Annotated in this window: 20 protein-coding genes; 14 read left to right on the top strand and 6 right to left on the bottom strand. The window is 69.4% G+C overall.

Features of this window, described 5'->3' with window-relative positions:
* Window positions 1–130: 130 nt before the first annotated feature.
* A complete protein-coding gene (locus ASF18_RS10895) occupies window positions 131–850 on the top strand; it encodes a hypothetical protein (RefSeq protein ID WP_056351495.1) in 720 nt (239 codons plus the stop codon).
* A 22-nt stretch (window positions 851–872) separates the two neighbouring features.
* Here ASF18_RS10895 and ASF18_RS10890 read toward each other — a convergent pair whose 3' ends face one another.
* A complete protein-coding gene (locus ASF18_RS10890; RefSeq protein ID WP_056213765.1) occupies window positions 873–1,160 on the bottom strand; it encodes a hypothetical protein in 288 nt (95 codons plus the stop codon).
* Window positions 1,161–1,456: 296 nt separating this feature from the next.
* Between ASF18_RS10890 and ASF18_RS10885 the strand changes: the two genes are divergently transcribed.
* The gene (locus ASF18_RS10885; RefSeq protein ID WP_244472661.1) at window positions 1,457–2,494 is read left to right on the top strand and encodes a hypothetical protein; all 1,038 of its coding nucleotides are present in this window, start codon (window positions 1,457–1,459) and stop codon (window positions 2,492–2,494) included.
* A gap of 26 nt (window positions 2,495–2,520) precedes the next feature.
* Here ASF18_RS10885 and ASF18_RS10880 read toward each other — a convergent pair whose 3' ends face one another.
* Together ASF18_RS10880 and ASF18_RS10875 are read right to left on the bottom strand one after the other, a co-directional pair.
* A complete protein-coding gene (locus ASF18_RS10880; protein ID WP_056351491.1) occupies window positions 2,521–3,351 on the bottom strand; it encodes an oxidoreductase in 831 nt (276 codons plus the stop codon).
* 109 nt (window positions 3,352–3,460) lie between these two features.
* Window positions 3,461–6,475, bottom strand: a complete 3,015-nt coding sequence (locus ASF18_RS10875; RefSeq protein WP_056351483.1) for an FAD-binding and (Fe-S)-binding domain-containing protein — start codon at window positions 6,473–6,475, stop codon at window positions 3,461–3,463.
* A 131-nt stretch (window positions 6,476–6,606) separates the two neighbouring features.
* Here ASF18_RS10875 and ASF18_RS10870 point away from each other — a divergent pair, with 131 nt between their 5' ends.
* Window positions 6,607–7,653, top strand: coding sequence for a threonine aldolase family protein (locus ASF18_RS10870; protein WP_056351480.1), 1,047 nt, complete (start codon window positions 6,607–6,609; stop codon window positions 7,651–7,653).
* Window positions 7,654–7,705: 52 nt separating this feature from the next.
* Here the strand turns inward: ASF18_RS10870 and ASF18_RS10865 are convergent, their stop codons facing one another.
* Window positions 7,706–8,434 carry a GntR family transcriptional regulator gene (locus tag ASF18_RS10865; protein ID WP_056351477.1) on the bottom strand — a complete coding sequence of 243 codons (729 nt, stop codon included), beginning with the start codon at window positions 8,432–8,434 and terminating at the stop codon, window positions 7,706–7,708.
* 221 nt (window positions 8,435–8,655) lie between these two features.
* On the opposite strand from ASF18_RS10865, the gene ASF18_RS10860 reads away from it, so the two are divergent.
* The 7 genes from ASF18_RS10860 to ASF18_RS10830 all read left to right on the top strand — a co-directional run bounded on the left by ASF18_RS10860 (window position 8,656) and on the right by ASF18_RS10830 (window position 15,540).
* Window positions 8,656–9,831 carry an aminotransferase class V-fold PLP-dependent enzyme gene (locus ASF18_RS10860; RefSeq protein ID WP_056213781.1) on the top strand — a complete coding sequence of 392 codons (1,176 nt, stop codon included), beginning with the start codon at window positions 8,656–8,658 and terminating at the stop codon, window positions 9,829–9,831.
* Window positions 9,832–10,138: 307 nt separating this feature from the next.
* Window positions 10,139–11,440, top strand: coding sequence for an MFS transporter (locus tag ASF18_RS10855; RefSeq protein ID WP_056213782.1), 1,302 nt, complete (start codon window positions 10,139–10,141; stop codon window positions 11,438–11,440).
* Window positions 11,441–11,504: 64 nt separating this feature from the next.
* Window positions 11,505–12,740: a CoA transferase gene (locus ASF18_RS10850; protein ID WP_056351474.1), complete on the top strand. Its 1,236-nt coding sequence runs from the start codon at window positions 11,505–11,507 to the stop codon at window positions 12,738–12,740.
* Complete coding sequence (locus ASF18_RS10845) at window positions 12,737–13,522, top strand: enoyl-CoA hydratase (protein ID WP_056351471.1); 786 nt, start codon at window positions 12,737–12,739, stop codon at window positions 13,520–13,522. The genes ASF18_RS10850 and ASF18_RS10845 overlap by 4 nt, the downstream gene beginning before the upstream one ends.
* 13 nt (window positions 13,523–13,535) lie before the next feature.
* On the top strand, window positions 13,536–14,066 hold the full coding sequence (locus ASF18_RS10840; protein ID WP_056351468.1) for a gamma carbonic anhydrase family protein: 531 nt from the start codon (window positions 13,536–13,538) through the stop codon (window positions 14,064–14,066).
* 393 nt (window positions 14,067–14,459) lie between these two features.
* A complete protein-coding gene (locus ASF18_RS10835) occupies window positions 14,460–15,041 on the top strand; it encodes a helix-turn-helix transcriptional regulator (protein ID WP_056351465.1) in 582 nt (193 codons plus the stop codon).
* Between the two features lie 256 nt (window positions 15,042–15,297).
* Entirely contained in the window at window positions 15,298–15,540 is a 243-nt protein-coding gene (locus ASF18_RS10830; RefSeq protein ID WP_156649777.1) for a hypothetical protein, read from the top strand.
* 272 nt (window positions 15,541–15,812) lie between these two features.
* Here ASF18_RS10830 and ASF18_RS10825 read toward each other — a convergent pair whose 3' ends face one another.
* The gene (locus ASF18_RS10825; protein WP_056351460.1) at window positions 15,813–16,832 is read right to left on the bottom strand and encodes a PAS domain-containing protein; all 1,020 of its coding nucleotides are present in this window, start codon (window positions 16,830–16,832) and stop codon (window positions 15,813–15,815) included.
* Window positions 16,833–17,330: 498 nt separating this feature from the next.
* Between ASF18_RS10825 and pyk the strand changes: the two genes are divergently transcribed.
* The 3 genes from pyk (at window position 17,331) to ASF18_RS10810 (ending at window position 20,234) form a co-directional block, all read left to right on the top strand.
* Window positions 17,331–18,752: a pyruvate kinase gene (pyk, locus tag ASF18_RS10820; protein WP_056351459.1), complete on the top strand. Its 1,422-nt coding sequence runs from the start codon at window positions 17,331–17,333 to the stop codon at window positions 18,750–18,752.
* Between the two features lie 316 nt (window positions 18,753–19,068).
* Window positions 19,069–19,722 carry a FecR family protein gene (locus ASF18_RS10815; RefSeq protein WP_162239171.1) on the top strand — a complete coding sequence of 218 codons (654 nt, stop codon included), beginning with the start codon at window positions 19,069–19,071 and terminating at the stop codon, window positions 19,720–19,722.
* Between the two features lie 62 nt (window positions 19,723–19,784).
* Window positions 19,785–20,234, top strand: coding sequence for a DUF3307 domain-containing protein (locus ASF18_RS10810; RefSeq protein ID WP_244472660.1), 450 nt, complete (start codon window positions 19,785–19,787; stop codon window positions 20,232–20,234).
* A gap of 10 nt (window positions 20,235–20,244) precedes the next feature.
* Here ASF18_RS10810 and ASF18_RS10805 read toward each other — a convergent pair whose 3' ends face one another.
* Window positions 20,245–22,371, bottom strand: coding sequence for an adenylate/guanylate cyclase domain-containing protein (locus ASF18_RS10805; RefSeq protein WP_056351457.1), 2,127 nt, complete (start codon window positions 22,369–22,371; stop codon window positions 20,245–20,247).
* 174 nt (window positions 22,372–22,545) lie between these two features.
* Here ASF18_RS10805 and ASF18_RS10800 point away from each other — a divergent pair, with 174 nt between their 5' ends.
* Window positions 22,546–23,814, top strand: a complete 1,269-nt coding sequence (locus ASF18_RS10800) for an EAL domain-containing protein (protein WP_056274574.1) — start codon at window positions 22,546–22,548, stop codon at window positions 23,812–23,814.
* Window positions 23,815–23,969: the final 155 nt, after the last annotated feature.

The following is a 23,969-nucleotide window of genomic DNA, read 5'->3' as shown; positions in this document are numbered from 1 at the left end:
ACGCTTCGGGGTGTACGAAGCCTCTCCGATGGAGAAACGCAGGGCCGCTACCGAGGTTGACCTTCGCGAGATTTCGGATGAGGCGGTGGCAGCCGCGTCCGTACGATGTCGCGGAGGGAGTCCAGCGCCGATGTCGTCACCCCCCTGGGTCCTCTGTGACACCAGCATCATTCCCGGTAGTTCCGCTCCGCTGAATCTCCTGCGCCAGGGAGACGCCTACTCGATCCAGGTCGGGAAAGCGGAACTCATGACGAACCTCGATCGCGGCTCGGAGCAGGCTCTCGCGACCATCCCCTGTGAACGACTCGCTGGTCGCGCGGCGCCACGCATCCTGATCGGCGGACTCGGCATGGGCTTCACCCTGCGCGCTGCCCTGAGTGCCCTCGGACCTGACGCGAAGATCGTGGTCGCCGAACTGATTCCGGCTGTCGTCGCCTGGGCACGAGGTCCCCTCGCCCATCTCTTCGGTGACAGTCTCGACGACTCACGAGTCGAGATCGTCGAGACCGACGTCAATCGCCTGATCCAATCGGGACCCGAGCGCTTCGATGCAATTCTGCTGGATGTCGATAACGGTCCGTCCGGCATGACACGACGGGAGAACGACCGCCTGTACGATGCCTGGGGTTTGAAGCGGGCACACTACGCCCTTCGGAGCGACGGCATCCTCGCGGTCTGGTCCGGTAAACCCGACCGACGTTTCAAGGCGCGCCTACGCCTGCATGGCTTTGCCGTCGATGAATTCCGCATCCGCGCGAACGGCGGGGCTGACGGACCGCGCCACGTTCTCTGGATGGCGACGCGCCCCGTTGCCCCGCTGCGGTTCGCGTCGCTGGTTAGCAGGCCTTAAGCTCGATGGCCCCGGCCTCGTGTCAGTAGCTGTAGTTGCGGCGCGCCGGTCCCTGGGACGGCCCATAACCCGCGCCGCGGGGCTCCACGCGTGAACCGTAATCGATGTCGCGTTGCCGCTTCGCCTGACGGTTCGCCAGATATCGGCCGCCGAGGCAGCCCGCTACCGCCCCGACGACCCCACGTTCGGCGAGGTAGTGGCCGGCGATTCCGCCGATGATCGCGCCCTTGATGCAGCCCTTGGCTTCGGCCGCTCCGACGCTGCCGAAGGTGAGGAGGGCGAGGGCCGACGCTGTCGCAATGATCCGCATGTTCAATCTCCCGGCTGATGCGTCGAGGAAACCGTCCCACACCGCGCCCGTTCCGATCGGAAGACGCGGATCCAGTAAATTCCCGATGCGATCTCCTCCGGGCGTCCTGCGCGTAAGAAACTGCGTTCTTAATCCATCAGTATCGTCATTTCTTGGATCTGTGTCTCATTCGCAGCAGGCAGGATCAACGCGGGCGTGTCTAAGGTCATAACGAGGGTCCGCCAGTCATCATGTCGGGGGACGAAGCAGGATCTTGCCTGATGACTGGGAGTTGCGTGCGTCCAATCATACCCATCATGGGTATGGTCCTGGCTCTATCGTCGACAGTCGTTGGCGCCGCTGAAATGGATGAGCCCGCAACCGCTAAACCATCGGTCTGGGCATCGAAGGATGGCCGGTCAGCGCCCTCCCGAAAGGGGGCCCCACCGCAGAAAAAGCAAGCGGGCCACCAGGATGCCAAGGCGGACAAGGAGACACGGGACGGTAAGGGCGGCGGTGACGACGGTAAGTCTCAGGATGTCGACACCGAGCATCTCTTCGGCTTCACGGAAGGCTCCGATGCCGGTGAGAAGGGCGAGCAGGAGGTCGTCGTGGATACGATTTCCCGCCTGGGCAAGCGGCTATCGGGCCCCGGCGGAGGCCACTACCGCGTCCTCGACACCAAGCTCGGCTACCAGTTCGATCCGATCGACCGCCTGAGCATCGAGTTCGGCGCGTTCGGCACCTTTCGTCAGGTCCGCAACATCGTCGATCTCGACGACAAGTCCTACGGAACGTTCGACGGCGTCTCCGTCGAGGTGAAGTACCAGTTCCTGAAGGGCGACAAGGATCAGCCCCTCGGGCTCGCGCTTGAGCTTCGTCCGCGTTTCGCCCGCGTCCTGCCCATCGAGGGAAATGGTGCCGACATCTTCGACATGGAGACCGTGCTTCAGCTCGATCTGCAACTCGTGCCGAACAAGCTCTGGTACGGCAGCAACATCAGCTTCGAGCCGGCGGCCGGTCGCCAGCGCGGCCCGGACGCCCCGGGCTACCGCTCATCGACCTTCCTCTGGTCGAACGCCCTGGTCGCCCGCGTTGGGGAGAGCACCTATCTCGGGCCCGAGATCCGCTACTTGCGGGGCTACAACGGCACGTTTCTCAATGACTTGGAGAGTGAGGCCCTGTTAGTAGGCCCTGCCCTGCACCACCGCTTCACCGAAAAGATCTGGCTCACGGTGGCGTATGCCGGACAGGTCTGGGGCCGCGATGCCGACCCGAGCCTGGCCGGTCGCGCGCTCGGCCTGAACCAGTTTGAGCGGCACACCGTCCGGGTGAAGTTCGGCATGGAGTTCTGAGCGCCGGGTGCGGAAAGTCTGCCGCCTCAGTTCGTCAGCTGCATCTGCTTGCGCAGGCTCTTGTCGAAGAGGTGGGCGGGGGCGAATCGGCGAAGCAGACTGATCTGGCGCGCGACCTTGCCGGCGGTGTAGCGGCGCCGCGGCACGGATGCCTCGGCCGCGGCGAGCACGGCGTCGGCCACGATCTCCGGCGCGTCGGCGGTCACCATGGCCGCCCGCATCGTCCGGTCGGCACCGGCCCGGGCCTCGATGTACAGGTCGAGCTGGGCATCGGGAACGAGAAGGTTCTGGTCGAAGGCCGTGCGGGTATAGGCCGGCTCGACCAAGACGACGCGGATACCCTGACTGCGGACCTCGTGGTCGAGCGATTCCGAATAGCCTTCCACCGCGTGCTTGCTGGCAGCGTAGAGCGCCATGTAGGGGGCCGGAATCAGACCGAGCACGGAACTGATGTTGATGATGCGGCCGTTCTTCTGCGCGCGCATCGTCGGAATGACCGCGCGGATCGCCCGGATCACGCCGAACAGGTTCACGTCGAACAGGTCCTGTGCCTGGGCGATCGAGGATTCCTCGGCCCCGCCGCTGATGCCGAAGCCGGCATTGTTGACGAGGAGGTCGATCCGGCCGGTCTCGTCCAGCACCACCTTCACCATCGCGGCGACCGACGCCTCGTCGGTCAGATCGCAGGTCAGGAGGGTGCCGGCATCGCCCAGGACGGCGCTGCTGCGTCGGCTCGTCCCGAACACGCGATAGCCGGCCTTGTGGAGGGCACGGACGCTGGCGAGACCGATGCCGGAGGAGGCTCCGGTGACGATGGCCGTCTTTCGAACGGCTTGCTCGCGAATGGCTTGGCTCATGACCCTCTCCCAGCGGGTCCGATCCACCGGCCCGTCCCCTTTTAAATGACGATCGAAATTTAAAATGGCAAGCGGATGGGCGTGCCGTGGCACACGCGCATCGTTGGTATTACAGCGGCAAAAACGGCTTTCCGTTTCGCAACGCGGGCGAAGGACGTGTCGAGGTCACAAGGGCGTCGTCGAGAACGCGCGCGACGTGACGTGCGGTGAGGCCGAGGCCGTCGTGGATCTGATGGCGGCAGCTCGTGCCGTCGGCGACCACGAGATCGTCCGGGCCGGCTTGGCGCAGGGCCGGGAACAGTGACAGCTCGGCCATGGCCAGGGACACGTCGATGGTCTCGGCGCCGTAGCCGAAGGCGCCGGCCATGCCGCAGCAGCTCGACTCGATCGGGCGGACGTCGAGACCGGGCACCGCCCGCAGGACCGTCTCCACCGCACCCATGGCCGCGAAGGCCTTCTGGTGGCAATGGCCGTGGAGATGGGCGACCCGGCCGCCCTGGTCGGCGAGCGGCAGGTCGATCCGACCGGCCTTGAGGTCGGCGGCGAGCAGTTCCTCGAACAGGACGCTCGCGCGCCCGAGTTCGGCGGCGTCGGGGCCGGGCAGGAGCGAGGCGAACTCGTCGCGGAAGGTCAGCAGGCAGGACGGCTCGAGGCCGACGATCCGGGCGCCGGCCCGGACATAGGGCAGCAGCGCGCTCAGCGTCCGCCGGGCCTCGGCCCGGGCCCGGTCGGTCTGGCCCGAGGCGAGGTAGGTCCGTCCGCAGCAGAGGGGGCGGCGACCGCGATGGGGGAAGACCCGGTGCAGGCGGTAGCCGGCGGCGACCAGCACCCGCTCGGCCGCCTCCAGGTTCTCGCGCTCGAAGGCCCGGTTGAAGGTGTCGCCGAACAGGACGACGTCGCGGAAATCGCCGGTGACGTCGGCGGGATGGGCGGGCTCGCCCGCTTCGCGCCAGGGCCGGCGCCATTGCGGCAGGGTCCGGCGGGCCGAAAGGCCGACCCAGCGCTCGGACAGGCGGGCCAGGGCCGGCAGGCGGTCGCGCAGGTTGAGAAGCGGCGCCAGCCGCGCCGCCGTGCCGGCGTAGAGCGGGAGGGCCGCCACCAGGCGCTCCTTCAGCGGCAGGCCGTGCCGGGCGTGGTAATGGTGCAGGAACTCGATCTTCATCTTGGCCATGTCGACGCCGGTGGGGCATTCGCGCCGGCAGGCCTTGCAGGAGACGCAGAGGTCCAGGGTCCGCTTCATCTCCGGGCTGGTGAAGGCGTCCGGCCCGAGCTGGCCCGAGATGGCGAGCCGCAGGGAGTTGGCCCGGCCCCGGGTCAGGTGCTGTTCCTCCTTGGTGACGCGGTAGGACGGGCACATGGCGCCGCCGGCGAGCTTCCGGCAGGTGCCGTTGTTGTTGCACATCTCGACGGCGGGGCCGAAGCCGCCCCAATCGGACCAGTCGAGGGCGGGTACGGTGGGCTCGGTCACGGCGTAGCCCGGCTGGAAGCGCAGCAGCGCGCGGTCGTCCATGCGCAGCGGCCGGACGATCTTGCCGGGGTTGAGGCGGTTGTCCGGATCGAAGCCGTCCTTCACTGCCTCGAAGGCGCGGGTCAGGCGCGCCCCGAACATCGGCGCGATGTATTCCGAGCGCGAGATGCCGTCGCCGTGCTCGCCCGAGTAGGAGCCCTTGAAGCGGCGTACGGCCTCGCTCGCCTCCTCGGCGATGGCCCGCATCTTGGCGACGTCGCCGCCCTGCTTCATGTCGAGGATCGGGCGGACATGCAGGCAGCCCACCGAGGCGTGGGCGTACCAGGTGCCGCGGGTGCCGTGGCGGGTGAAGACCTCGGTGACGGCGTCGGTATAGTCGGCCAGGTGCTCCAGCGGCACCGCGCAGTCCTCGATGAAGGAGACCGGCTTGGCGTCGCCCTTCATCGACATCATGATGTTGAGGCAGGCCTCGCGCACCTCCCAGACCGACTTCTGCCGGACGGGCTCGGGCACCTTCACCACGGCGTTCTGGAATCCGTGGTCGCTCATGCAGGCGTCGAGGCGCACGAGGTCGGCCAGCAGCGCGTCGCGGTCGTCACCGGCGAATTCCACCAGCAGCAGGCAGTTCGGCGTGCCGCGGGTGATGTCGGCCAGAGTGGTGCGGAACAGCGGGATGTCGGCCCCGAGGACCAGCACGTTGTTGTCGACGAGTTCCACCGCCACGGGATCGAGGTCGACCAGCGCCTTCGTGGTTTCCATGGCGGCGCGGAAGGACGGGAAGTGGCAGACGCCCATGACCCGGTGGGCGGGCAGCCGGGAGAGCTTCAGGGTGACGCCGGTGGTGGCCGCCAGGGTGCCCTCGGAGCCGACGAGGAGGTGGGCGAGGTTCGGCCGCGCCTCGATCAGGGCGTCGAGGTTGTAGCCGCCGACCCGCCGCTGCACCCGCGGATACCGGGCCAGGATCTCGTCGCGCTCCGCCTCGGCGAGCGCGCGCATCGCGGCGGCGAGGTGCGTGGCCCGGTCCGGGCCCGTGACCCCGGTGCTGTCGTGGCCCGTGAGACCGAAGCCGAAGGCGGTGCCGTCGGGGAACAGCGCCTCCATGGCCAGGACGTTGTCGCTCATCTTGCCGAAGCGGAGCGAGCGCGCGCCGCAGGAATTGTTGCCGGCCATGCCGCCGATGGTGCAGCGGGTGGCGGTGGAGGGCTCGACGGGGAAGAACCAGCCGTCCGGCTTCACCCGGGTGTTCAGGCGTTCCAGCACCATGCCGGGCTCGACGGTGATGGTGCCCGCTTGCGGATCGTAGGCGGTGATGCCGTTGAAGTGGCGCGAGCAATCGACCACGAGGCCGTGCCCGATCGGCTGGCCGTTCTGCGAGGTACCGCCGCCGCGCAGGATGACGGGCACGTCGTGCTCGGCGGCGATCTTCAGGGTCGCGGCGATGTCGGCGGCCGAGCGCGGCAGCACCACGCCGGCCGGCACGATCTGGTAGATCGAGGCGTCGGTGGCGTAGCGTCCCCGGGTGAAGGGATCGAAGCGGGCCTCGCCCTGCAGGGCCTCGGCCAGCCGCCGGGCGAGCCCGGCATTCAGTCGAGTGGCCGCGCGGGGCGTGAGGTTCGCCGCCCGCGGCGTGGTCGATGGTTCAGCCGTGGCGGTCATGCGTCATCGTCCTCGCGTTGCGGATGGGCATCCGGATCGGAATGCCGGGCTGCGGCCGCCGGATGGGGTGGCGGTCTCGGTCGCCGGAGCTAAGATACCGGTGATATTTTGAATGCAAACGGGCTTGCAAGATGATCGACCTGTTCAGCGACACCCAGACGCGGCCCACGACGGGGATGCGGGACGCCATGGTGCGGGCCGAGGTGGGGGATGAGCAGTCGGATTCCGACCCCACGACCCTGGCGCTCTGCGAACGGGTGGCGGACCTGCTCGGCCAGGAGGCGGGCGTCTTCATGCCGTCCGGCACGATGTGCAATCTGGTGGCGATCCTGGTGCAGACCCGGCCCGGCGACGAGATCATCGTGGACGACCAGTCCCACATCTACAACACCGAGGCCGCCGGCTCGGCGGCCATCGGCGGCGTCTCCGTGATGGCCCTGAAGACCCCGGCGGGTGTCTACACGCCCGAGGCCTTCGCGGCGGCCATCCGCCCGTCCGCCCGCACGGCGCCGCGCTCCGCCCTGGTCTCGATCGAGCAGACGACGAGCTTCTCCGGCGGTTCGGTCTGGGCGCTCCCGGACATGCGGCGCATCCGCGACATCGCCCATGAGCGGGGCCTGCGGGCGCATATCGACGGGGCCCGTCTCCTCAATGCGGTGGCGGCCACCGGCATCGCCGCGAAGGACTACGCCCAGGGCTTCGACAGCGCCTGGATCGATCTCAGCAAGGGCCTCGGCTGCCCGGTCGGGGCCGTCCTGTGCGGGACGCGGGCGTTCATTGCCGAGGCCTGGCGCTGGAAGTACCGCCTGGGCGGAGCCATGCGCCAGTCCGGGATCCTGGCGGCCGCCGGCCTCTACGCCCTCGATCACCACGTCGACCAGCTCGTCCGCGACAACGCCCACGCGGCCCTGCTGCGCGACCGGATCGCGGGGGCGCCCGGCCTCGCCATCGACGAAGGTGCGGCCCAGTCCAACATCCTGTGCTTCTCGGTGGAGCCCCTCGGCGTCACGGCCGCCGCCTTCGCCCAGGCCTGCCTCGCAGAAGGTGTCCGGGTGCGGGCGATCGGAGCCCATCAGATCCGCGCCACGACCCATCTCGAGGTGGACGAGCCCAGCATCCTGCGAGCGGCCGAGGTGATCCGCGCCGAGGCCGAGCGCCTGTCGGCGCACGCCGGCTGATCGGCTTCGCCGAGATCCGGCGAAGAACTCGGCGTGGACCCCATCATGGCCATCAGGCACCGGCCGTCGCGGTCTCCCGTACGGCAGCCGCGCGGCGCTTGTTGCGCAGGTGACGGAACAGGATGTCGCTGAGCTCCGGTCCCGCCCGGCGCCGCAGCGCGTCGAGGATCTCCTCGTGCTCGCGCATGGCCTCGCCCCAGCGGTCGCGGTCCTTGTCGAGATTGGCCGCGTAGCGCACCCGGCGCAGGCGCCCGGCGAAATTCGCGTAGGTCGTCCGCAGGGGCTCGTTGTCGGCGGCCTCCACGATCCGGTCGTGGATCGCCTGGTTGCCGGCGAAGTAACCGTGCAGGTCGCGGCGGAGATAGGCCGCGTACATTTCGTGGTGCAGGCGTTCGATCTCGGCAAAGCCCGCCTCGGTGATCTTCTCGCAGGCGAGGCGGCCGGCCAGGGCCTCGAGACCGCCCATGACGTCGAACAGTGCCACCATCTCGTCGGGGCCGAGCTGGCGGACCCGCGCGCCCCGGTTCGGCAGCAGGTCGATCAGCCCCTCGGAGGCCAGCACCTTCAGGGCTTCCCGCAGGGGGGTGCGAGAGATGCCGAAGCGTTCGCAGAGGAGGCGTTCTGGCACGCGCGCCCCGGGGGCGAGGTTGCCCTCGACCACGTAGTCGCGAAGCTGCGCCAGCAAGGTCCCGTGCAGCGAGGCGACCCCCGCGCCCGCGATCCGGGGCGGGGATGCGGCCTCCGGGTCGACCGTGGAATCCGGGACGGAATCGAGCATCATCGTTCCAGAAATATCAGCCGGTCGCGCCGCGGTCGAGGGCGATCGAGCGCAAAATAATGCTTGTGTCGCGCAAAAATGAATGCAAATTTTTGGTCGATTCAACCGGACGCGGATCGTATCGACGACAATCCAGCGCTGCTCGCCCTTCGACGCGACCGTGCTGCCCCCGTCCCGCGACCTGCCAGCTTCGTCTGGCGCACCTCAAAGCCTGCGAGGCCCCCATGACGACACGGACCGGACGCCATTTCCTGCACATCCCGGGCCCGAGCCCGGTGCCCGAGCGCGTCCTGCGCGCCATGGACATGCCGGTGATCGACCATCGCGGTCCCGATTTCGCCAAGCTCGGGCGGGCGGTGCTGGAGGGCGCGCAGGCCGTGTTCCAGACCCGCGCGCCGGTGATCCTGTATCCCGGCTCGGGCACCGGGGCCTGGGAGGCCGCCATCGTCAACACCCTCTCGGCCGGCGACCGGGTGCTGATGTTCGAGACCGGCCACTTCGCCACCCTGTGGCGCCAGATGGCGGCGCGCTGGGGCATCGAGGTCGAGTTCGTGCCGGGCGACTGGCGCCGGGGCGTCGACCCGGCCCGGGTCGAGGCGATCCTGGCCGAGGACCGGGCGAAGTCGATCAAGGCCGTGATGGTGGTCCACAACGAGACCTCCACCGGCGTCACCAGCCGCATCGCCGAGATCCGCAAGGCCATCGACCGGGCCCATCATCCGGCCCTCTTCCTCGTCGACACCATCTCGGGCCTCGGCTCGGCCGAGTACGCCCACGATTCCTGGGGCGTCGACGTCTCGGTGAGCTGCTCGCAGAAGGGCTTGATGCTGCCCCCCGGCCTCGGCCTCGTCGCGCTCTCGGACAAGGCGCTCGCCGCCACCAAGACCGCCACCCTGCCACGCTCCTACTGGGACTGGCAGGAGATGCTGAAGCCGAACGCGGCGGGCTACTTCCCCTACACGCCGGCGACCAACCTGCTCTACGGCCTGCGCGAGGCCATCGCCATCCTGAGGGAGGAGGGCCTGCCCCAGGTCTTCGCCCGTCACCAGCGCCTCGCCGCCGCGACCCGCGCCGCCGTGGAGGCCTGGGGCCTGGAGGTCCTGTGCCAGGAGCCGTCGGAGTACTCGCCGGTGCTCACCGCCGTGGTGATGCCGGAGGGCCACGACGCCGACGCCCTGCGTACCCTGATCCTGGAGAAGTACGACCTGTCCCTCGGCACCGGCCTTGCGAAGGTCGCCGGCAAGGTCTTCCGCATCGGCCATCTCGGCGAGACCAACGATCTCATGCTGATGGCCGCCCTGTCCGGCGTCGAGATGGGCCTGAAGGCCGGCGCCGTGCCCCACACCCGTGGCGGCGTGCTGGCCGCCATGGACGCCCTGCGTTCCGGGCTGGACGATTGAGGAGCCACCTCCGGCGGACCCGACGGATCGGGGCCTGACAGCCCGTCATTCCGGGGCGCCGAAGGCGAGCCCGGAATCCAGATCCGCCGACGGTGCCGGACGCGATGAACCCTGCGGTTCTGGATTCCGGGCTCCGCTGCGCGGCCCCGGGATGACCGAGTGCCAAAGGCGAAACCCTCGGAGAAACGAAGACCCGACGCCCTCATCACACCACCCCGACGCACCCCCACAAACAGCCCGGCGATCAGACCGGGCGGGAGGACGCGTTCAACCGGAGGAAACCCCGATGACGCCAGATCAAGGACGCATGACCGCGTCAGGACCAGCGAAGAGACGCGTCTCCGCGTCGAACATGGTCCTGTTTCTGCTCTGCCTGATGTACTTCGTCACCTATCTCGACCGGGTGAACATTGCGACGGCGGGCGGCGAGATCATGAAGGATCTCGGGCTTTCGAACACCCAGTTCGGCCTGATCCTGTCCGCCTTCGCCTACCCCTACGCCATCTTCCAGGTCATCGGCGGCTCGGTGGGCGACAAGTTCGGCGCCCGGCGCACGCTCCTGGTCTGCGGCCTGATCTGGGCTTCGGCCACGATCCTCACCGGCCTCGTCGGCGGTCTGATCAGCCTGTTCCTCGCCCGCGTGCTGCTGGGCTTCGGCGAGGGCGCGACCTTCCCCACCGCCACCCGCGCCATGCAGAACTGGACGGCGCCGGGCAAGCGCGGCTTCGCGCAGGGCATCACCCACGCCTTCGCCCGGCTCGGCAACGCGGTGGCACCGCCCATCGTGGCCGTGCTGATCTACCATGTGGGCTGGCGCCTCGGCTTCGTCGTCCTGGGGGTGGCGAGCTTCGCCTGGGTCGTGGTCTGGTACCTGTATTTCCGCGACGATCCGAAGGACCATCCGGCGATCACCCCGGAGGAACTGGCCGTCCTGCCGCCGCCGAGCAAGGTCGGCGCCAAGCAGAACATTCCCTGGAGCCGCCTGACCCTGCGCATGCTGCCGGTGACGCTGACCTACTTCTGCTACGGCTGGACCCTGTGGCTGTTCCTCGGCTGGCTGCCGAGCTTCTTCAAGCTCAATTACGGCCTCGACCTGAAGAACTCGGCCCTGTTCGCCTCGGGCGTGTTCTTCGCCGGCGTCGTCGGCGACACCCTCGGCGGCGTCTTCAGCGACCGCATCCTGAAGAAGACCGGCAACCTCAAGCTCGCCCGCCTGAGCGTCATCGTGGTCGGGTTCCTCGGCGCGGCGGCGAGCCTCGCCGGCGTGTTCTTCACCCGCGACCTGACCCTGGTGGCGCTGCTGCTGAGTTCGGGCTTCTTCTTCGCCGAGCTGGTCATCGGCCCGATCTGGTCGGTGCCGATGGACATCGCGCCGAAATATTCGGGCACGGCGGCCGGCCTGATGAACACCGGCTCGGCGGTGGCGGCGATCATCTCGCCGATCGTCTTCGGGATGATCGTCGACATGACGGGAAGCTGGACCCTGCCCTTCGCCGGGTCCGTCGGCCTCTGCCTGCTCGGCGCCGGCCTCGCCTTCACCATGCACCCCGAGCGTCCGTTCGTGGAGGAGCCCGCGGTGCCGCTGGGACGGGCCGTCCCGGCGGAATAGCGCTGGATCCCACCCTCCCCCGCAGAGGGGGAGGGTTACGCGAGCAACACAGGAGCCGAGCACGATGGACGAACCCGTGCACGACACATCCCGCCCCAGTTCCCGTCCCCTGCCCCTGGCGGGCCTGCGCGTCCTCGACGTGACGCAGGTAATGGCGGGGCCGGTCTGCAGCATGCTGCTCGCCGATCTCGGGGCGGACGTGATCAAGATCGAGCCGCCCGGCACCGGCGACCAGACCCGGGGCGCCATGGGATTCAAGATGAAGGGGCCCGACAGCATGGGCTTCCTCAACATGAATCGGAACAAGCGCAGCCTCGCCCTCAACCTGAAGAGCCCGGCGGGCCGCGACCTCCTCCTCGACATGGCCGAGACCGCCGACATCGTGGTCGAGAACTACCGCCCCGGCGTGATGGCCCGCCTCGGTCTCGGCTACGACGCGATGCGGGCGCGCAACCGCGGCCTGATCTACGCCAGCATCTCGGGCTTCGGGCAGACCGGCCCCTGGGCCAAGCGCCCTGGCTACGACCTCATGGCCCAGGCGATGTCCGGCGTCATGAGCGTCACCGGCCATCCCGGCGGGCCGCCCGTGAAGGCCGGCGTGCCGGTGGCCGATATCGGCTGCGCGCTGTTCGCGGTCTACGGCATCCTCAGCGCCTACATCGGAAGGCAGGCCAGCGGCGAGGGCCAGTACATCGACGCGTCGCTGTTCGATTCGGCGCTGGCCTTCTCGATCTGGGATACGAGCGAGTACTGGGGCACCGGCCGGATCCCGGAGCCCCTGGGCACGGCCAACCGCATGAGCGCGCCCTACCAGGCGGTGCGGGCGGCGGACGGCTACTTCGTCATGGGGGCGACGAACCAGAAGCTCTGGCGCCTGCTCTGCGACGTGCTCGGCCGGGAGGATCTGCTGGCCGACGACCGCTTCGGCGACATCGCCGGGCGCCTCGCCCACCGCGAGGTCCTGATCGCCGAGCTGGAGACGAGTTTCGCCGCCAAGACCGCCGAGGAGTGGGTGGCCGATCTGCTGGCCGCCGGCATCCCGGCCGGGCGCATGAACACCTATCCGGAGGCCTTCGAGAGCGAGCACGGCCGCCACCGCCAGATGCGCATCGAGGTGCCCCATCCGATCGAGGGCAGCGTGCCGAACATCGGCTTCCCGGTGAAGCTCTCGGGCACGCCGGCCCAGGTCCGCCGCCACGCGCCGCTCCTGGGCGAGCACGCCGACGAGATCCTGTCGGAGCTCGGCCTGTCCGAGGCGGCGGTCGAGCGCCTGCGCGCAGAGGGGGCCTTCGCCGCATGAACGCGACCACCGACGCGGGGGCCGTCCGCTACCGGGTCGAGGGCGGCGTCGCCCACCTCACCTTCGACCGGCCGGCCGCCCGCAACGCCCTCACCTTCGCGATGTACGACGCCCTGGCGGAAAGCCTCGCGCGCATCGAGGCGGACCCGTCCGTGCGCGTCGCCGTGCTGCGGGGCGCCGGCGGCCAGGCCTTCGTGGCCGGCACGGACATCGAGCAGTTCGTCGGCTTCACAGGCGCGGACGGCGTCGCCTACGAGGCCCGCATCGAGGGCTACGTCGCTGGGCTGGAGCGCTGCCGCGTGCCGACCGTGGCGGTGATCGAGGGCTGGGCGGTGGGCGGCGGCCTCGCCATCGCCAATGCCTGCGACCTCCGGGTGGCGCAGGCCGGGGCCCGCTTCGGGGTCCCCATCGCCCGGACCCTGGGCAACTGCCTCTCGCCGGCCAACCTGCGCCGGCTCACGGCGACCCTCGGCCAGGGCCTCGTCACCCGCATGATGCTGCTGGCCGAGATGCCCACCGCCGAGTCCCTGGCGCCGCTGGGCTACCTCGCCGCCGTGGCGGAACCCGATCGTCTCGACGCCGAGGTGGCGGCGCTCTGCGAGCGCCTGCTCGGACATGCCCCCGTGACCATGCGGGTCACCCGCGCGATGCTGCGCCGCCTGGAGCGGGACCCGCAGGCCGAGGCGACGGACCTCATCGCGGAATGCTACGGCAGCCGCGACTTCGCGGCCGGGGTCGAGGCCTTCCTGGCCAAGCGGCCCGCGGCCTGGACCGGCACCTGAGCGAGGACGCCGCATGACCCTCTACGCCCTCGGCCCGCATCGGCCGCAACTCGCCGACGCGGACAGCACCTGGATCGCCCCGGGGGCCCACGTGATCGGGCGCGTCCATCTCGGCCGCGAGGTCTCGATCTGGTTCGGCGCCGTCCTGCGCGGCGACAACGACGAGATCCGGATCGGCGACCGCACCAACATCCAGGACGGGGCGGTGCTGCATGCCGATCCCGGCTTTCCCCTGCACCTCGGAGACGATGTCACCGTCGGGCATCGGGCCATCGTGCATGGCTGCACCATCGGGGCCGGCAGCCTCGTCGGCATGGGGGCCACAATCCTGAACGGCGCCCGCATCGGTCGCAACTGCCTGATCGGTGCCAATGCGCTGGTGACCGAGGGCAAGGCGTTTCCCGACAACAGCCTCATCGTCGGCGCTCCCGCCAGGGCCGTGCGTACGCTCGACGCGGAGAGCGCGGAGCGCCTGACGCAGACCGCCGGAAACTACGTCGCCAACGGCCGCCGCTTCCGCCAGGACCTGCGCGAGCTTCCCTGAGGCACCTGACCGAGGCCGTCGCCGAACCGGTGCGGCCATCGCCGGCCTGACCGGTGGATCACAGGTCGAACGATCGCGGGGAACGGTCGACGAATCCGCTCTGCCCGATCCGCTCGTCGCCCGAATCGGCCGCTTCGGCGCAATCTCGGCACCGGCCCGGGACCCGCCGATACCCGAACGTCGTGTGCGCCCGCGTGCAGGCGCCCCGTCGGTCGAGAAGACGTCTGCACATCGTGCCGTTCTGAAGAGGTTCGATCACGCGCGTGAATATGATTTCGCGAGAACGATAAATATCGACGCAAACATAGGCGTATTGACCATGCGCGAAGATTGCCTACCGTTATCCAGAGCAGGTGCTGCGCCGGACCGGGTAGGGAGAGGCAGGTCGCGACCATGCTTGTCGGGATGCCATTCCTGCGGGTCTTCGACCGAATGGGCTACGGCGGGCTCGTGCTTTCGACGAATGGACACGTGCTGGCCATCAATGACAGCGCACACCACATCTTCCAGAGTCTGTTCTGCTTGAGTCGGTCCGAGGTCGAGGTCGAGGTTCTGAACGGGCTCGGGCGCGGGATCGTCAAGCGGTTGCTCGGGCAGGGTCGGGCACGCTTCCAACTGGACAGTGAGAACTGGATCCTGGTGGAGCGCCCCGACCAGCGCCCGCTGATCATGAGTTCGGTGCCGCTTCCGGTCGACGGCGCTGACGGGCCGCACTCGGTCCTGCTCCTGATCGACCTCGACGCGACGCCACTCCTCAACCGCGCCGCCCTGGAGCAGGTCTTCGGATTGACGCGCACGGAAGCGAAACTCGCCACCCTGATGGCCCAGGGCGCGACCCTTGCGGAAGCGGCGGGGCTCCAGGGTGTCCGCGTCGCCACCGTGCGGACTCAGCTCCGCTCGATCTTCACCAAGACCCATACCCATCGGCAGGCCGAACTGGTGATGCTGGTGTCCCGGCTCTCCAGCCTGCCCTGATCGGCGACCCCTTCCATCCGCTCGCCACCCTTCCGCATGCCGTCCACGGTGATCGCAGCCCGACCGCGCATGTTCACAAATATATATTGTCACGCAATCGTTGGGATAGGGTCAATCGAGGATCATGATCGTAGATATAGAATGTATCAGGGCGAAGGTTTGTACGAATACTGGAGTTGTTTAGTCAGTTTGGGGGATGACAGTTCCTGGGATCGGGCGATCTTCGTGCCGTCGTAAAACACGACGGGAGGAAACGATGAAACATTCCATTCCTATCCTCGGATTGGTCGGCCTGTCCCTGGCGGCCCTGAGTTCCGCACCGGCCTCGGCGGCCACGAGACAGCAGCGTCTCCCCGCAAAGTACACGGCCCTGGACGCGGCGAAGACGAAACCCGCCATACCGGCCGAGCCCACCACCGCGCGTCAGGATTTCAACGCGGACGGAACCGACATCGCCATTCGCCTCCAGGACGGCCATCACGGCGACGGGAGCCTCTGAGTGGCGCGATGCAGCGCGACGAGGGTCGGGCGCGGTACGAGGCCTGTCCCCGGGCCATCGGGGGCGGGTCTTCGTGTTGAACCGATCCTCCGCCGGTGCTTGAGCGACCGGACCGCCTCATGCGATCCCGCTCGGCGCGCCATCGATGCGCGCCGGTCCGCGACGGGACCGCGCGTTCGGCGGTAGGGACCATCCTCGCGATCGTCGCGCCGTGAAATCGTCTCGTCGCGGAATCTTCCGGCGGCCGCGTGCGGCGCAGAGATCCGTCGCCCTCAGCGATGCCCGACGGCGATGAGGCCGTCGTCCATGACGGAGAACCGGATTCCGAACCGTCGCAGCGTCTCCACGGCCTTGTGCCGGGATTGCTGGGCCGTGCCGTCCGGATGCTCCTCCATGCGTTTCACGGTCGACAGGGAGAGGCCTGCGGCCCTGGCGAAATCGGACATGGACCAGTCCAGCAGGGCGCGGGCGGCACGCAGGTGACGTCCGGCGATCGCCTGCTCGAGCCCCTTCAGCTGCATCCCGACGGGTGGACTTCCCCGTGTGCCGAGGGGCCGCGCGAGATTGCTCCAGTCCACCACCTGGCCGCGCCCATCGACGATCGGAACCGTGAAGATCTCGAAGCGCTCCCGCTTCCCGCCGGCGATGTAGAGGACCGGCTTCATCGTGTAGACCTGCCCGGCCTGGTGCGCCGCGAGGCTTACGGCGCGCCAGTGTTCCCGCTCCTCGGTCACGATCGCCAGAAACGCGTCGTCCGCCGTCTCCTCAGGTGAGAGGCCGGTCAATTCGTAGGCCTCTTCCGTGAAGGTGTAGGCGTAGTCCGGATCGTTGGAGAAGGTCAGGGTCCGGGTGCGGTCGAACAGCGCTCGCCGGCGTCGCCGCTCCGCCGCGAGGGCCCGTCTCAGATTTTCCCGCTCCGTCACGTCGAGGACGCTTCCGGCAATCCCCTGGGGACGTCCGTCGGGGGCCAGGTGGATCTCGCTGCGAAGCGACAGGACGTGATTCGAGCCGCCCGGACGGATCACGCGGATCGTCTGCTTTTCCTGCGACATGGCCCCGATGAGGCCGGAGCCGCTCGCCATCCTCCCACGATCCTCCGGATGCACAAGGCCGATCAACAGCTCGTAGCTTGGGCGGGTCGTCTGAGGATCGAGCCCGAGGATACGGAACAGGCCGGAGGACCAGACATGCTGGTCGCTGGCGAAGTGCCATTCCCACGTGCCGCTGATGCCCTGGCTGTCGAGGAGACGCAGGAATTGCTTCGACGAGAATGGCAGGCTGTCGACGTCCATCGTCGCAGTAGGCCTCGCAGCGAAGAAAACATCCAATGACGGTTTTATTTTTACGGCATTCGATGCGAAAGGCGAAATTTCCCGGATCATTCAACGACAGGTAATCGAATACCAAATCTGAAGTTGCGTCTGCGGCGGCGAAAGCTTGGTCGCGTGCGATTCCCCAGACCGACAGGAGTCGCCGTACCGTTGCCGACGCGCTTGGCGGCACCGATCGGGCGCGTGACGATCAGACCGTCGGCGTCCCGGGATTCGTGTCCGGCATCGCAGCGCGCTTCCGAGCGGGGAGTGGCCCGGCGAGACGGACGGCCGTCCGGCGTTTACCCTGGCGTTGCCCTGCGCTAGGATTTTCGCCTCAGCCGATGGTCGCCGGACGTTCCGGCGGCCCGACATCGTCACCGCTTGCCTCACCCGTCGGGATCACCGTCAGGACGGCGCATCCCGGCGTGATCCTCTGCCTTCGAACCAGGGAGGCGGCCGTGCGCGGCCGTGGGATTCATGCGCCGCAACCGCCACGCCAAGATTGTCGCGACCGTCGGACCCGCCTCGTCGACACCCGACATGCTGCACCGGCTCTTCGTCGCCGGGGTCGACACCTTCCGCCTCAACTTCAGTCACGGCACGCAGGACGACCATGCCCGGGTCTACGCGGCGATCCGCACCCTGGAACGGGAGACCGGCCGGCCCATCGGAATCCTCCAGGACCTGCAGGGGCCCAAGATCCGCCTCGGCACCCTGGCGGGCGGGCGCCTCGACGTCGCGCCCGGCGAGACGGTGCGCTTCGTGCTGGCGGGCGCCGAAGGCGACCGGCACGCCATCCCCCTGCCCCACCGGGAGATCTTCCTGGCGGTGGCCCCGGGCCAGGATCTGCTCATCGACGACGGACGGGTGCGCGTGCGGGTCACGGGCCTGACCGGTGACAGCCTCACCGCCGAGGTGATCACCGGCGGAACGCTCTCGAACCGCAAGGGCGTGAACCTGCCCGGCACCCTCCTCGACCTCTCCCCGCTCACCGCCAAGGACCGAGCCGACCTCGCCTTCGGGCTGGAGCTCGGGGTGGACTGGGTCGCGCTCTCCTTCGTCCAGAAGCCCGCCGACCTCATTGAGGCCCGGGCCCTGATCGGTGACCGGGCCGGGCTGATGACCAAGGTCGAGAAGCCCCAGGCCCTGGAGCGCATCGACGACATCATCCGCCTGTCCGATGCCGTCATGGTGGCGCGGGGCGATCTCGGGGTCGAGATCCCGCACGAGGACGTGCCCGGACGCCAGAAGGAGCTGATCCGGGCCTGCCGGCTGGCGGTCAAACCGGTGATCGTCGCCACCCAGATGCTCGACTCCATGGTCTCGGCCCCGACGCCGACCCGGGCCGAGGCCTCGGACGTGGCCACCGCCATCTATGACGGGGCGGACGCGGTGATGCTCTCGGCCGAATCCGCCACCGGCCAGTACCCGGTCGAGACCGTGACCATGATGGCCCGCATCATCCACCGGACCGAGACGCACAAGCTCTACCGCTCGCTGATCACCGCCACCGATCCGGGCGAGGAGGAGACGCCGCCCCACGCCGTCGCCAGCGCCACCGCGACCCTCGCCGACGCGGTGGGGGCGGCCGCCATCGTGGCCTACACGCTCAGCGGCACCACCGCGGCCCGGATCGCGCGACGCCGGCCGCAGGTGCCCATCCTGGCCCTGACGCCGGATCTCGCGACCTCGCGCCGGCTGTGCCTGCTCTGGGGGGCGCACAGCCTGCGCGCCGATGAGGTGGATTCCTACGAGGCGATGGTGGCCAATGCGCTCGCTCACGCGGTGGAGGAAGGTTTCGCCCTGCCCCACGCCCGTGTCGTGATCACCGCCGGCATCCCCTTCGCGGTGGCCGGCACCACCAACAACATTCGTGTCGCGCAAGTCCCCTCCGCCTAAACCCCCCTCCGCGTGAGCCGGCTCCGGTCGGGCGGCGCGGTGGGCGTGGATCGAAACCGGCCGAGCACCCGGGCACAACTCTTCGACAATACCGGCAACTGTGCCGTGTTTCGCCCGTCCTCCAGCGTCTAGGCACGTTTTCGCAAGACGAAGGTCGGACGCGCTTCAACGGGGGCAGGCTATTCAGCGATACTTAACGGCGCGGGCGTAGACCCCGGGGACGTGTACCGGTGCCTTGCCATCGTTCAACCCGAGCGGACCTTCGCTATCCCGTCCACGTGCCTGCTCTCCCGCCCCTGTCTCGTGGACGATGACCGTGACCCTGAAATCCTTCGGCACCTTCGCTGCCCTGTTCCTCGTCGGCGTCGCGCCGGCCATCGCCGCACCCCAGCAGGTCGGCGTGGTCGCCAAGGTCGACCGCCAAGCCGTCGCCTCCCAGTCCGGCCAGGCCCGCGACATGGCTCCCCAGGGGCCGGTGTTCTTCAAGGACATGATCCGCACCGGCGCCGAGTCGCGCCTTGAGGCCAAGCTCGCCGACGACACCGTGCTGACCCTCGGCGAGAACGGCAGGCTCACCGTGGACGACTTCGTCTACAAGCCCGGCGCGCAGGGCGGGAAGCTCGCCCTCTCGGTGGCGCGCGGCGCCTTCCTCTTCGTCGGCGGCAAGATCGAAGGGCCGACCGGCGGCAACGTCGCGATCAAGACCGCCGTCGGCACCCTCGGGGTGCGCGGGACGACGGTCTGGGGCGGCGCCATCGACGGCGGCTACGGCGTGCTCGTGCTGGACGGCGAGGTGATGCTCAAGACCAAGCGCGGCAGCGTGCTCATGCGCAAGGGTCAGGGGACGATGGTCTACAAGGGCCGGGCACCCGAGGCGGCCGCCCCCTGGCCGGACGACCGGACCAAGCGCGCCGTGGCGACGGTCACGATCAGCGAACAGGCGCAGTTCGTCCCCACTCTGAACCGCTGACGAATCCTGCGGCAGGCGCCGGGGCGGTGGGATTCTACCCACCGTTCCGGTAGCCTGCGGCGATGCCCGGGCGGTATCGCGGTCCCGCGCCGCCCGACCCTCTGGAGACCGCCCTGGTGCAGGCCCTCGACATGCCCGTCCCCCTGTCGACCCTGGCGGCCCTCCTGGTTGCGATGGCGGCCAAGCATTACCTGATCGACTTCGTCGTCCAGACGGACTGGATGGCCCGCGGCAAGGAGCGCGTCGCGGGCTGGGCGGCGCCGCTCGCCGTCCATGCCGGGACGCATGCCCTCGGCACCCTGGCGATCGCCCTGCTCTACAGGCCCGGCCTGTGGTGGCTCGCGCTCCTCGACTTCGTGGTCCACGGACTGATCGACCGGGCCAAGACCCTGGTCGCCCACCGCACCCGCTGGCCCATGACCGACCCGCGCTTCTGGTGGCTGATGGGCTTCGATCAGTTCCTGCACCAGCTCACGAACATCGCCCTGGTGGTGCTCCTCGTCCTCCCCTGAGACTTTCGTCTCAGGCCGCCATGCTGACGGAGCGCTCGCCCGCCCGGATGCGGCGGGCATGGAGCGCCAGGATCGGGTCGTCGGGGTTGGCCGCGTGCAGGCCCAGCAGCGCCTCGGCCGCGCCGGCGTCCCCCGCGACCAACCGCCCGAAGGCCACGCGATAGGCGTCCAGGGCGTCGCTGGCCTGTCCCGTCGGCTCGAAGACCTCGACGCCCACGGATTTGCCCTTCAGCATCAGCGTCCCGATGGGCCGGAAGCTGACGCCGGACACCTGGTCGCAGGTGGTGCGGGCGATGCAGATGCGGGTGCCGAGCGCCTTGTTGGCGGATTCGAGCCGCGCCGCAACGTTGATCGCATCGCCGTGCGCCGTGTAGTCGAAGCGGCGCGTCCCGCCGAAATTGCCGACCACGGCACGTCCGGTATTGATGCCGATGCGGGTCGCGCCGAAGGGGACGCCCTGGGCCCGTTGCCGCTGGCGAAACGCCTCCGCGAAGGCGTCGAGGGCCAGCGCGCAGGCCACCGCCCGCGCGGCATGGTCGGGCTGGTCGAGGGGCGCGTTGAACATGACGTGCACCGCGTCGCCGACGATCTTGTCGACGGTGCCGCCATGGGCCATCGCGATGGAGCACAGGCCGTCGAGATAGGCGTTCAGCAGGTTGACGAGGGCCTCGGCGCCGGAGGCCTCGGTCATCGCGGTGAAGCCTTCGAGGTCGGTGAAGAGGAACGTCATCTCGCGGGTCTCGCCGCCGAGCTTCAGCCGGCCGGGGTCGCTGGCCAGCACCGCCACCAGGTCCGGCGACAGGTAGTGCGTGAAGGCGGCGCGCAGGCGCTGGGCGGAACGCTCCGAGCCCGCATAGCGGGCGAGGCTCCCGCCCGCATGGGCGACGAGGAGGCCGAGGGACGGCAGCGTCGGGTCGAGGAGCAGGCCGCCCCGGGCGAACAGGGCCAGGGCGGTGAAGGTCGGCACGGGCGCCAGGAAGGCCATGCCGAGCCCGGCGCTGCTGAGCCGCCCGAAACCGCAGGCCAGGGCGGCGGCGAGGCCGAGCACCAGCGCCGCCACGATCTCCGCACCCAGCGCCCAGGCCGGGCGACTGAGCGCTTGCCCGCCGATGACCTGATCGAGGGCCATCGCGTGCAGGTTCACGCCGGGCTCGAACGGGGTCATCGGCGTGGGGCGCAGGTCGGACAAGCCGACCGCGCTGGTGCCGACGAAGACCGCGCGGCCCTGGATCTCCGGGCGCAGGCCCGGACGCTGATTGGGATCGAGCAGGCGCCAGGCGGCGATCGTCGGCGTCGAGCGGGCCTTCGGGAAGTGGAGGGCCAGGGCGCCGGAGCGGTCGACGGAGAGATCGACCGCCCCGACGCGGATCGTGTAGCCGGTCAGGGTCGCGCCATCGCGCTCCGCCCGCACCTTGAAGCTCTCCTCGTCCTGCAGCACCCGCAGGGCGTCGAGGGCGAGGGAGGGCACCAGGCGGTTTCCCACCGTCGCGAGCAGCGGCAGGCGCCGGATGATCTCGTCGCTGCCGGCCGCGATGGTGAAGCTGCCGTGGCCGGCGGCGGCCGCATCGAGCACGGGCAGGTTCTGGACCGAGCCTCGGAAGTTGGGGACCGTCTCGCCGGGATCGCCGGAGATCGTCGCGAAGCCGGCGCTGCGCGTGACGGGTTCGCCCTGCGCGTCCGGCGTCAGCGCGAAGCCGGCGACGACGCGGCCCCGGGCGAACACCGCCGCCAGGGCGGCATCGTGGTCCGGCAGGGCCGTCTCGGGCTCCGCCGCGCGAAAGCCGAAGCGCCGCGCCCAGTCGGGCACCAGGAGCGCGGGCGAGGTGCGGTCGGGCTCGGCGAAGACCATGTCGAGGGCGACGACGCCGGCGTCGAGGTTCTGCAGGGCCGCGACGAGGTCCGCCACCACGTGGCGCGGCCAGGGCCACTGGCCGTGCCGCTTCAGGCTCTCCTCGTCGATGTCGACGACCCGAACCGCGGCGCCGTCGGTCGCGCGGGGGCTGATCCGTTGGGCGCTGTCGAAGGCCGCCTGCCGCAGGCGCTCGAACGGCTCCGGAACGACGGTCCGCACGGCCAGGAGGGCCAGCACCAGGGCAAGGCCCACGCCCACCGGGGCCAGGCGTCGTGACAGGAACATCGGGTGCAGGCTCCGCGCGGGGCGTCTTCGCGATCAGTCTCGCGCCGCCGTGCTGAGATCTCGTTAAGGATAGGAGACGGCGCGTGAAACAAAGCGGTTGCCGTTCGCCAGCTCTTAACCGGCCCCCGGCACGGTTCGCCCCGGGCCATCACTGTGCCCAGCCTGGAACCTTCCGTGCCGCGTTCCCAAGCGAAGTCCCTGGACCATCATCACCTCCCGGCCGGTGCGCGCCTGTTCTCGGCCGGCGACCTGGGCGATGCGGCCTACCTCATCGTGAGCGGCCGATTGGAGATCGTCCTCGAGCGTCCGGAGGGGGACCTCATCCTGGCGCATCGCGGCCCCGGCGAGATCGTCGGGGAGATGGCGATCCTCGATCACCAGCCGCGCTCCGCCGCCGTGCGAGCCCTGGAGGACAGCGAACTCGTCGTCATCACGGAGGAGCAGCTCGCCCACCGCATCGCGCAGACCGATCCGATCCTGCGGATGTGCCTGGGCGTGGTGCTGTCGCGCTACCGGCAGACGGTGGCCATCCTCGAGCAGATGAAGGGAACGGCGCCGCCGCCGGTCCTCGGCGCCGATGCCCCCCCGTCCGAGACCTTCGCGGCCGCCCTCGGCGCCCTGTCGCTGGAGCGCGAGATCCGCGCCGGCCTGCGCAACGGCGAGTTCGAGCTGTACTTCCAGCCCATCGTGCGGCTGTCGTCCCGGCGGCTGGCCGGGTTCGAGGCCCTGATGCGCTGGCGCCACCCGACCCGGGGCCTGGTGCCGCCCATCGAGTTCATCCCGGCGGCCGAGGCGTCCGGTCTCATCGTCGACCTGACCGCGTATGCCTTCGAGGAAGTCGGGCGGGTCTTCCCCGAGCTCCTGCTCGCCGCCCAGACCAATCCCGGCGCGCTCGACGGTCCGCTCTTCATGACCGTCAACGTCTCGGGGCGCGACCTCGCCGGCGCCTCGTTCCCCGAGATGATCGCCGACTTCCTGGCGCGGACCCGGATCGCCCCCTCCAGCCTCAAGATCGAGGTCACGGAGAGCATGCTGATGGACGATCCTGAGCGTGCCGCTGCCGCGCTCACGCAGTGCCGGAACGCCGGCCTCGGGATCGCGATCGACGATTTCGGAACGGGCTATTCCTCGCTGAGCTATCTGAGCACCCTGCCGGTGACGACTCTGAAGATCGACCGCGCCTTCGTGCGCACCCTCCTGGCCGACCAGACCAGCCGGGGCATCGTGCAGACGATTCTCCGGCTGGCCGACGATCTGGCGGTGTCCGTGGTGGCCGAGGGAATCGAGCAGGCCGGCGAGGCCGACCTTCTCGCCGGCATGGGCTGCGCCTTCGGCCAGGGTTTCTATTTCGGTCGGCCGGCCCCCCTGGCAGGCGCCCTGAGCGCCATCGCGACCTGGCCCGCCCCGACCGACCATCAGGCCGCCCTCCGCTTGATCGCCTGACCGAAGCGACGGGCGCGGCGCGGCTCCGAGGAACGGTTTTCGAGAACCGCTATCGGCGTTCGATCCGCCCCGGGCCCGTCAGTGGGACGGATGGCGCGGCGGCGTTGGTGCTCTCCTTGTAGATCGGCACGATGACCCGGAGCCAGCCTCGGGTG

The sequence above is a fragment of the Methylobacterium sp. Leaf89 genome (assembly GCF_001422215.1).
In the GTDB taxonomy this organism is placed as follows: Bacteria; Pseudomonadota; Alphaproteobacteria; order Rhizobiales; family Beijerinckiaceae; genus Methylobacterium.
This window is presented reverse-complemented; position numbering and strand designations above follow the sequence as displayed.

What these genes read in the sequence shown, in the direction of transcription:
- ASF18_RS10895 (WP_056351495.1), top strand. Translation starts at nt 131, where the DNA reads ATGTCGTCACCCCCCTGGGTCCTCTGTGACACCAGCATCATTCCCGGT.
- ASF18_RS10890 (WP_056213765.1), bottom strand. Translation starts at nt 1,160, where the DNA reads ATGCGGATCATTGCGACAGCGTCGGCCCTCGCCCTCCTCACCTTCGGC.
- ASF18_RS10885 (WP_244472661.1), top strand. Translation starts at nt 1,457, where the DNA reads ATGGGTATGGTCCTGGCTCTATCGTCGACAGTCGTTGGCGCCGCTGAA.
- ASF18_RS10880 (WP_056351491.1), bottom strand. Translation starts at nt 3,351, where the DNA reads ATGAGCCAAGCCATTCGCGAGCAAGCCGTTCGAAAGACGGCCATCGTC.
- ASF18_RS10875 (WP_056351483.1), bottom strand. Translation starts at nt 6,475, where the DNA reads ATGACCGCCACGGCTGAACCATCGACCACGCCGCGGGCGGCGAACCTC.
- ASF18_RS10870 (WP_056351480.1), top strand. Translation starts at nt 6,607, where the DNA reads ATGATCGACCTGTTCAGCGACACCCAGACGCGGCCCACGACGGGGATG.
- ASF18_RS10865 (WP_056351477.1), bottom strand. Translation starts at nt 8,434, where the DNA reads ATGATGCTCGATTCCGTCCCGGATTCCACGGTCGACCCGGAGGCCGCA.
- ASF18_RS10860 (WP_056213781.1), top strand. Translation starts at nt 8,656, where the DNA reads ATGACGACACGGACCGGACGCCATTTCCTGCACATCCCGGGCCCGAGC.
- ASF18_RS10855 (WP_056213782.1), top strand. Translation starts at nt 10,139, where the DNA reads ATGACCGCGTCAGGACCAGCGAAGAGACGCGTCTCCGCGTCGAACATG.
- ASF18_RS10850 (WP_056351474.1), top strand. Translation starts at nt 11,505, where the DNA reads ATGGACGAACCCGTGCACGACACATCCCGCCCCAGTTCCCGTCCCCTG.
- ASF18_RS10845 (WP_056351471.1), top strand. Translation starts at nt 12,737, where the DNA reads ATGAACGCGACCACCGACGCGGGGGCCGTCCGCTACCGGGTCGAGGGC.
- ASF18_RS10840 (WP_056351468.1), top strand. Translation starts at nt 13,536, where the DNA reads ATGACCCTCTACGCCCTCGGCCCGCATCGGCCGCAACTCGCCGACGCG.
- ASF18_RS10835 (WP_056351465.1), top strand. Translation starts at nt 14,460, where the DNA reads ATGCTTGTCGGGATGCCATTCCTGCGGGTCTTCGACCGAATGGGCTAC.
- ASF18_RS10830 (WP_156649777.1), top strand. Translation starts at nt 15,298, where the DNA reads ATGAAACATTCCATTCCTATCCTCGGATTGGTCGGCCTGTCCCTGGCG.
- ASF18_RS10825 (WP_056351460.1), bottom strand. Translation starts at nt 16,832, where the DNA reads ATGGACGTCGACAGCCTGCCATTCTCGTCGAAGCAATTCCTGCGTCTC.
- pyk (WP_056351459.1), top strand. Translation starts at nt 17,331, where the DNA reads ATGCGCCGCAACCGCCACGCCAAGATTGTCGCGACCGTCGGACCCGCC.
- ASF18_RS10810 (WP_244472660.1), top strand. Translation starts at nt 19,785, where the DNA reads ATGCCCGGGCGGTATCGCGGTCCCGCGCCGCCCGACCCTCTGGAGACC.
- ASF18_RS10805 (WP_056351457.1), bottom strand. Translation starts at nt 22,371, where the DNA reads ATGTTCCTGTCACGACGCCTGGCCCCGGTGGGCGTGGGCCTTGCCCTG.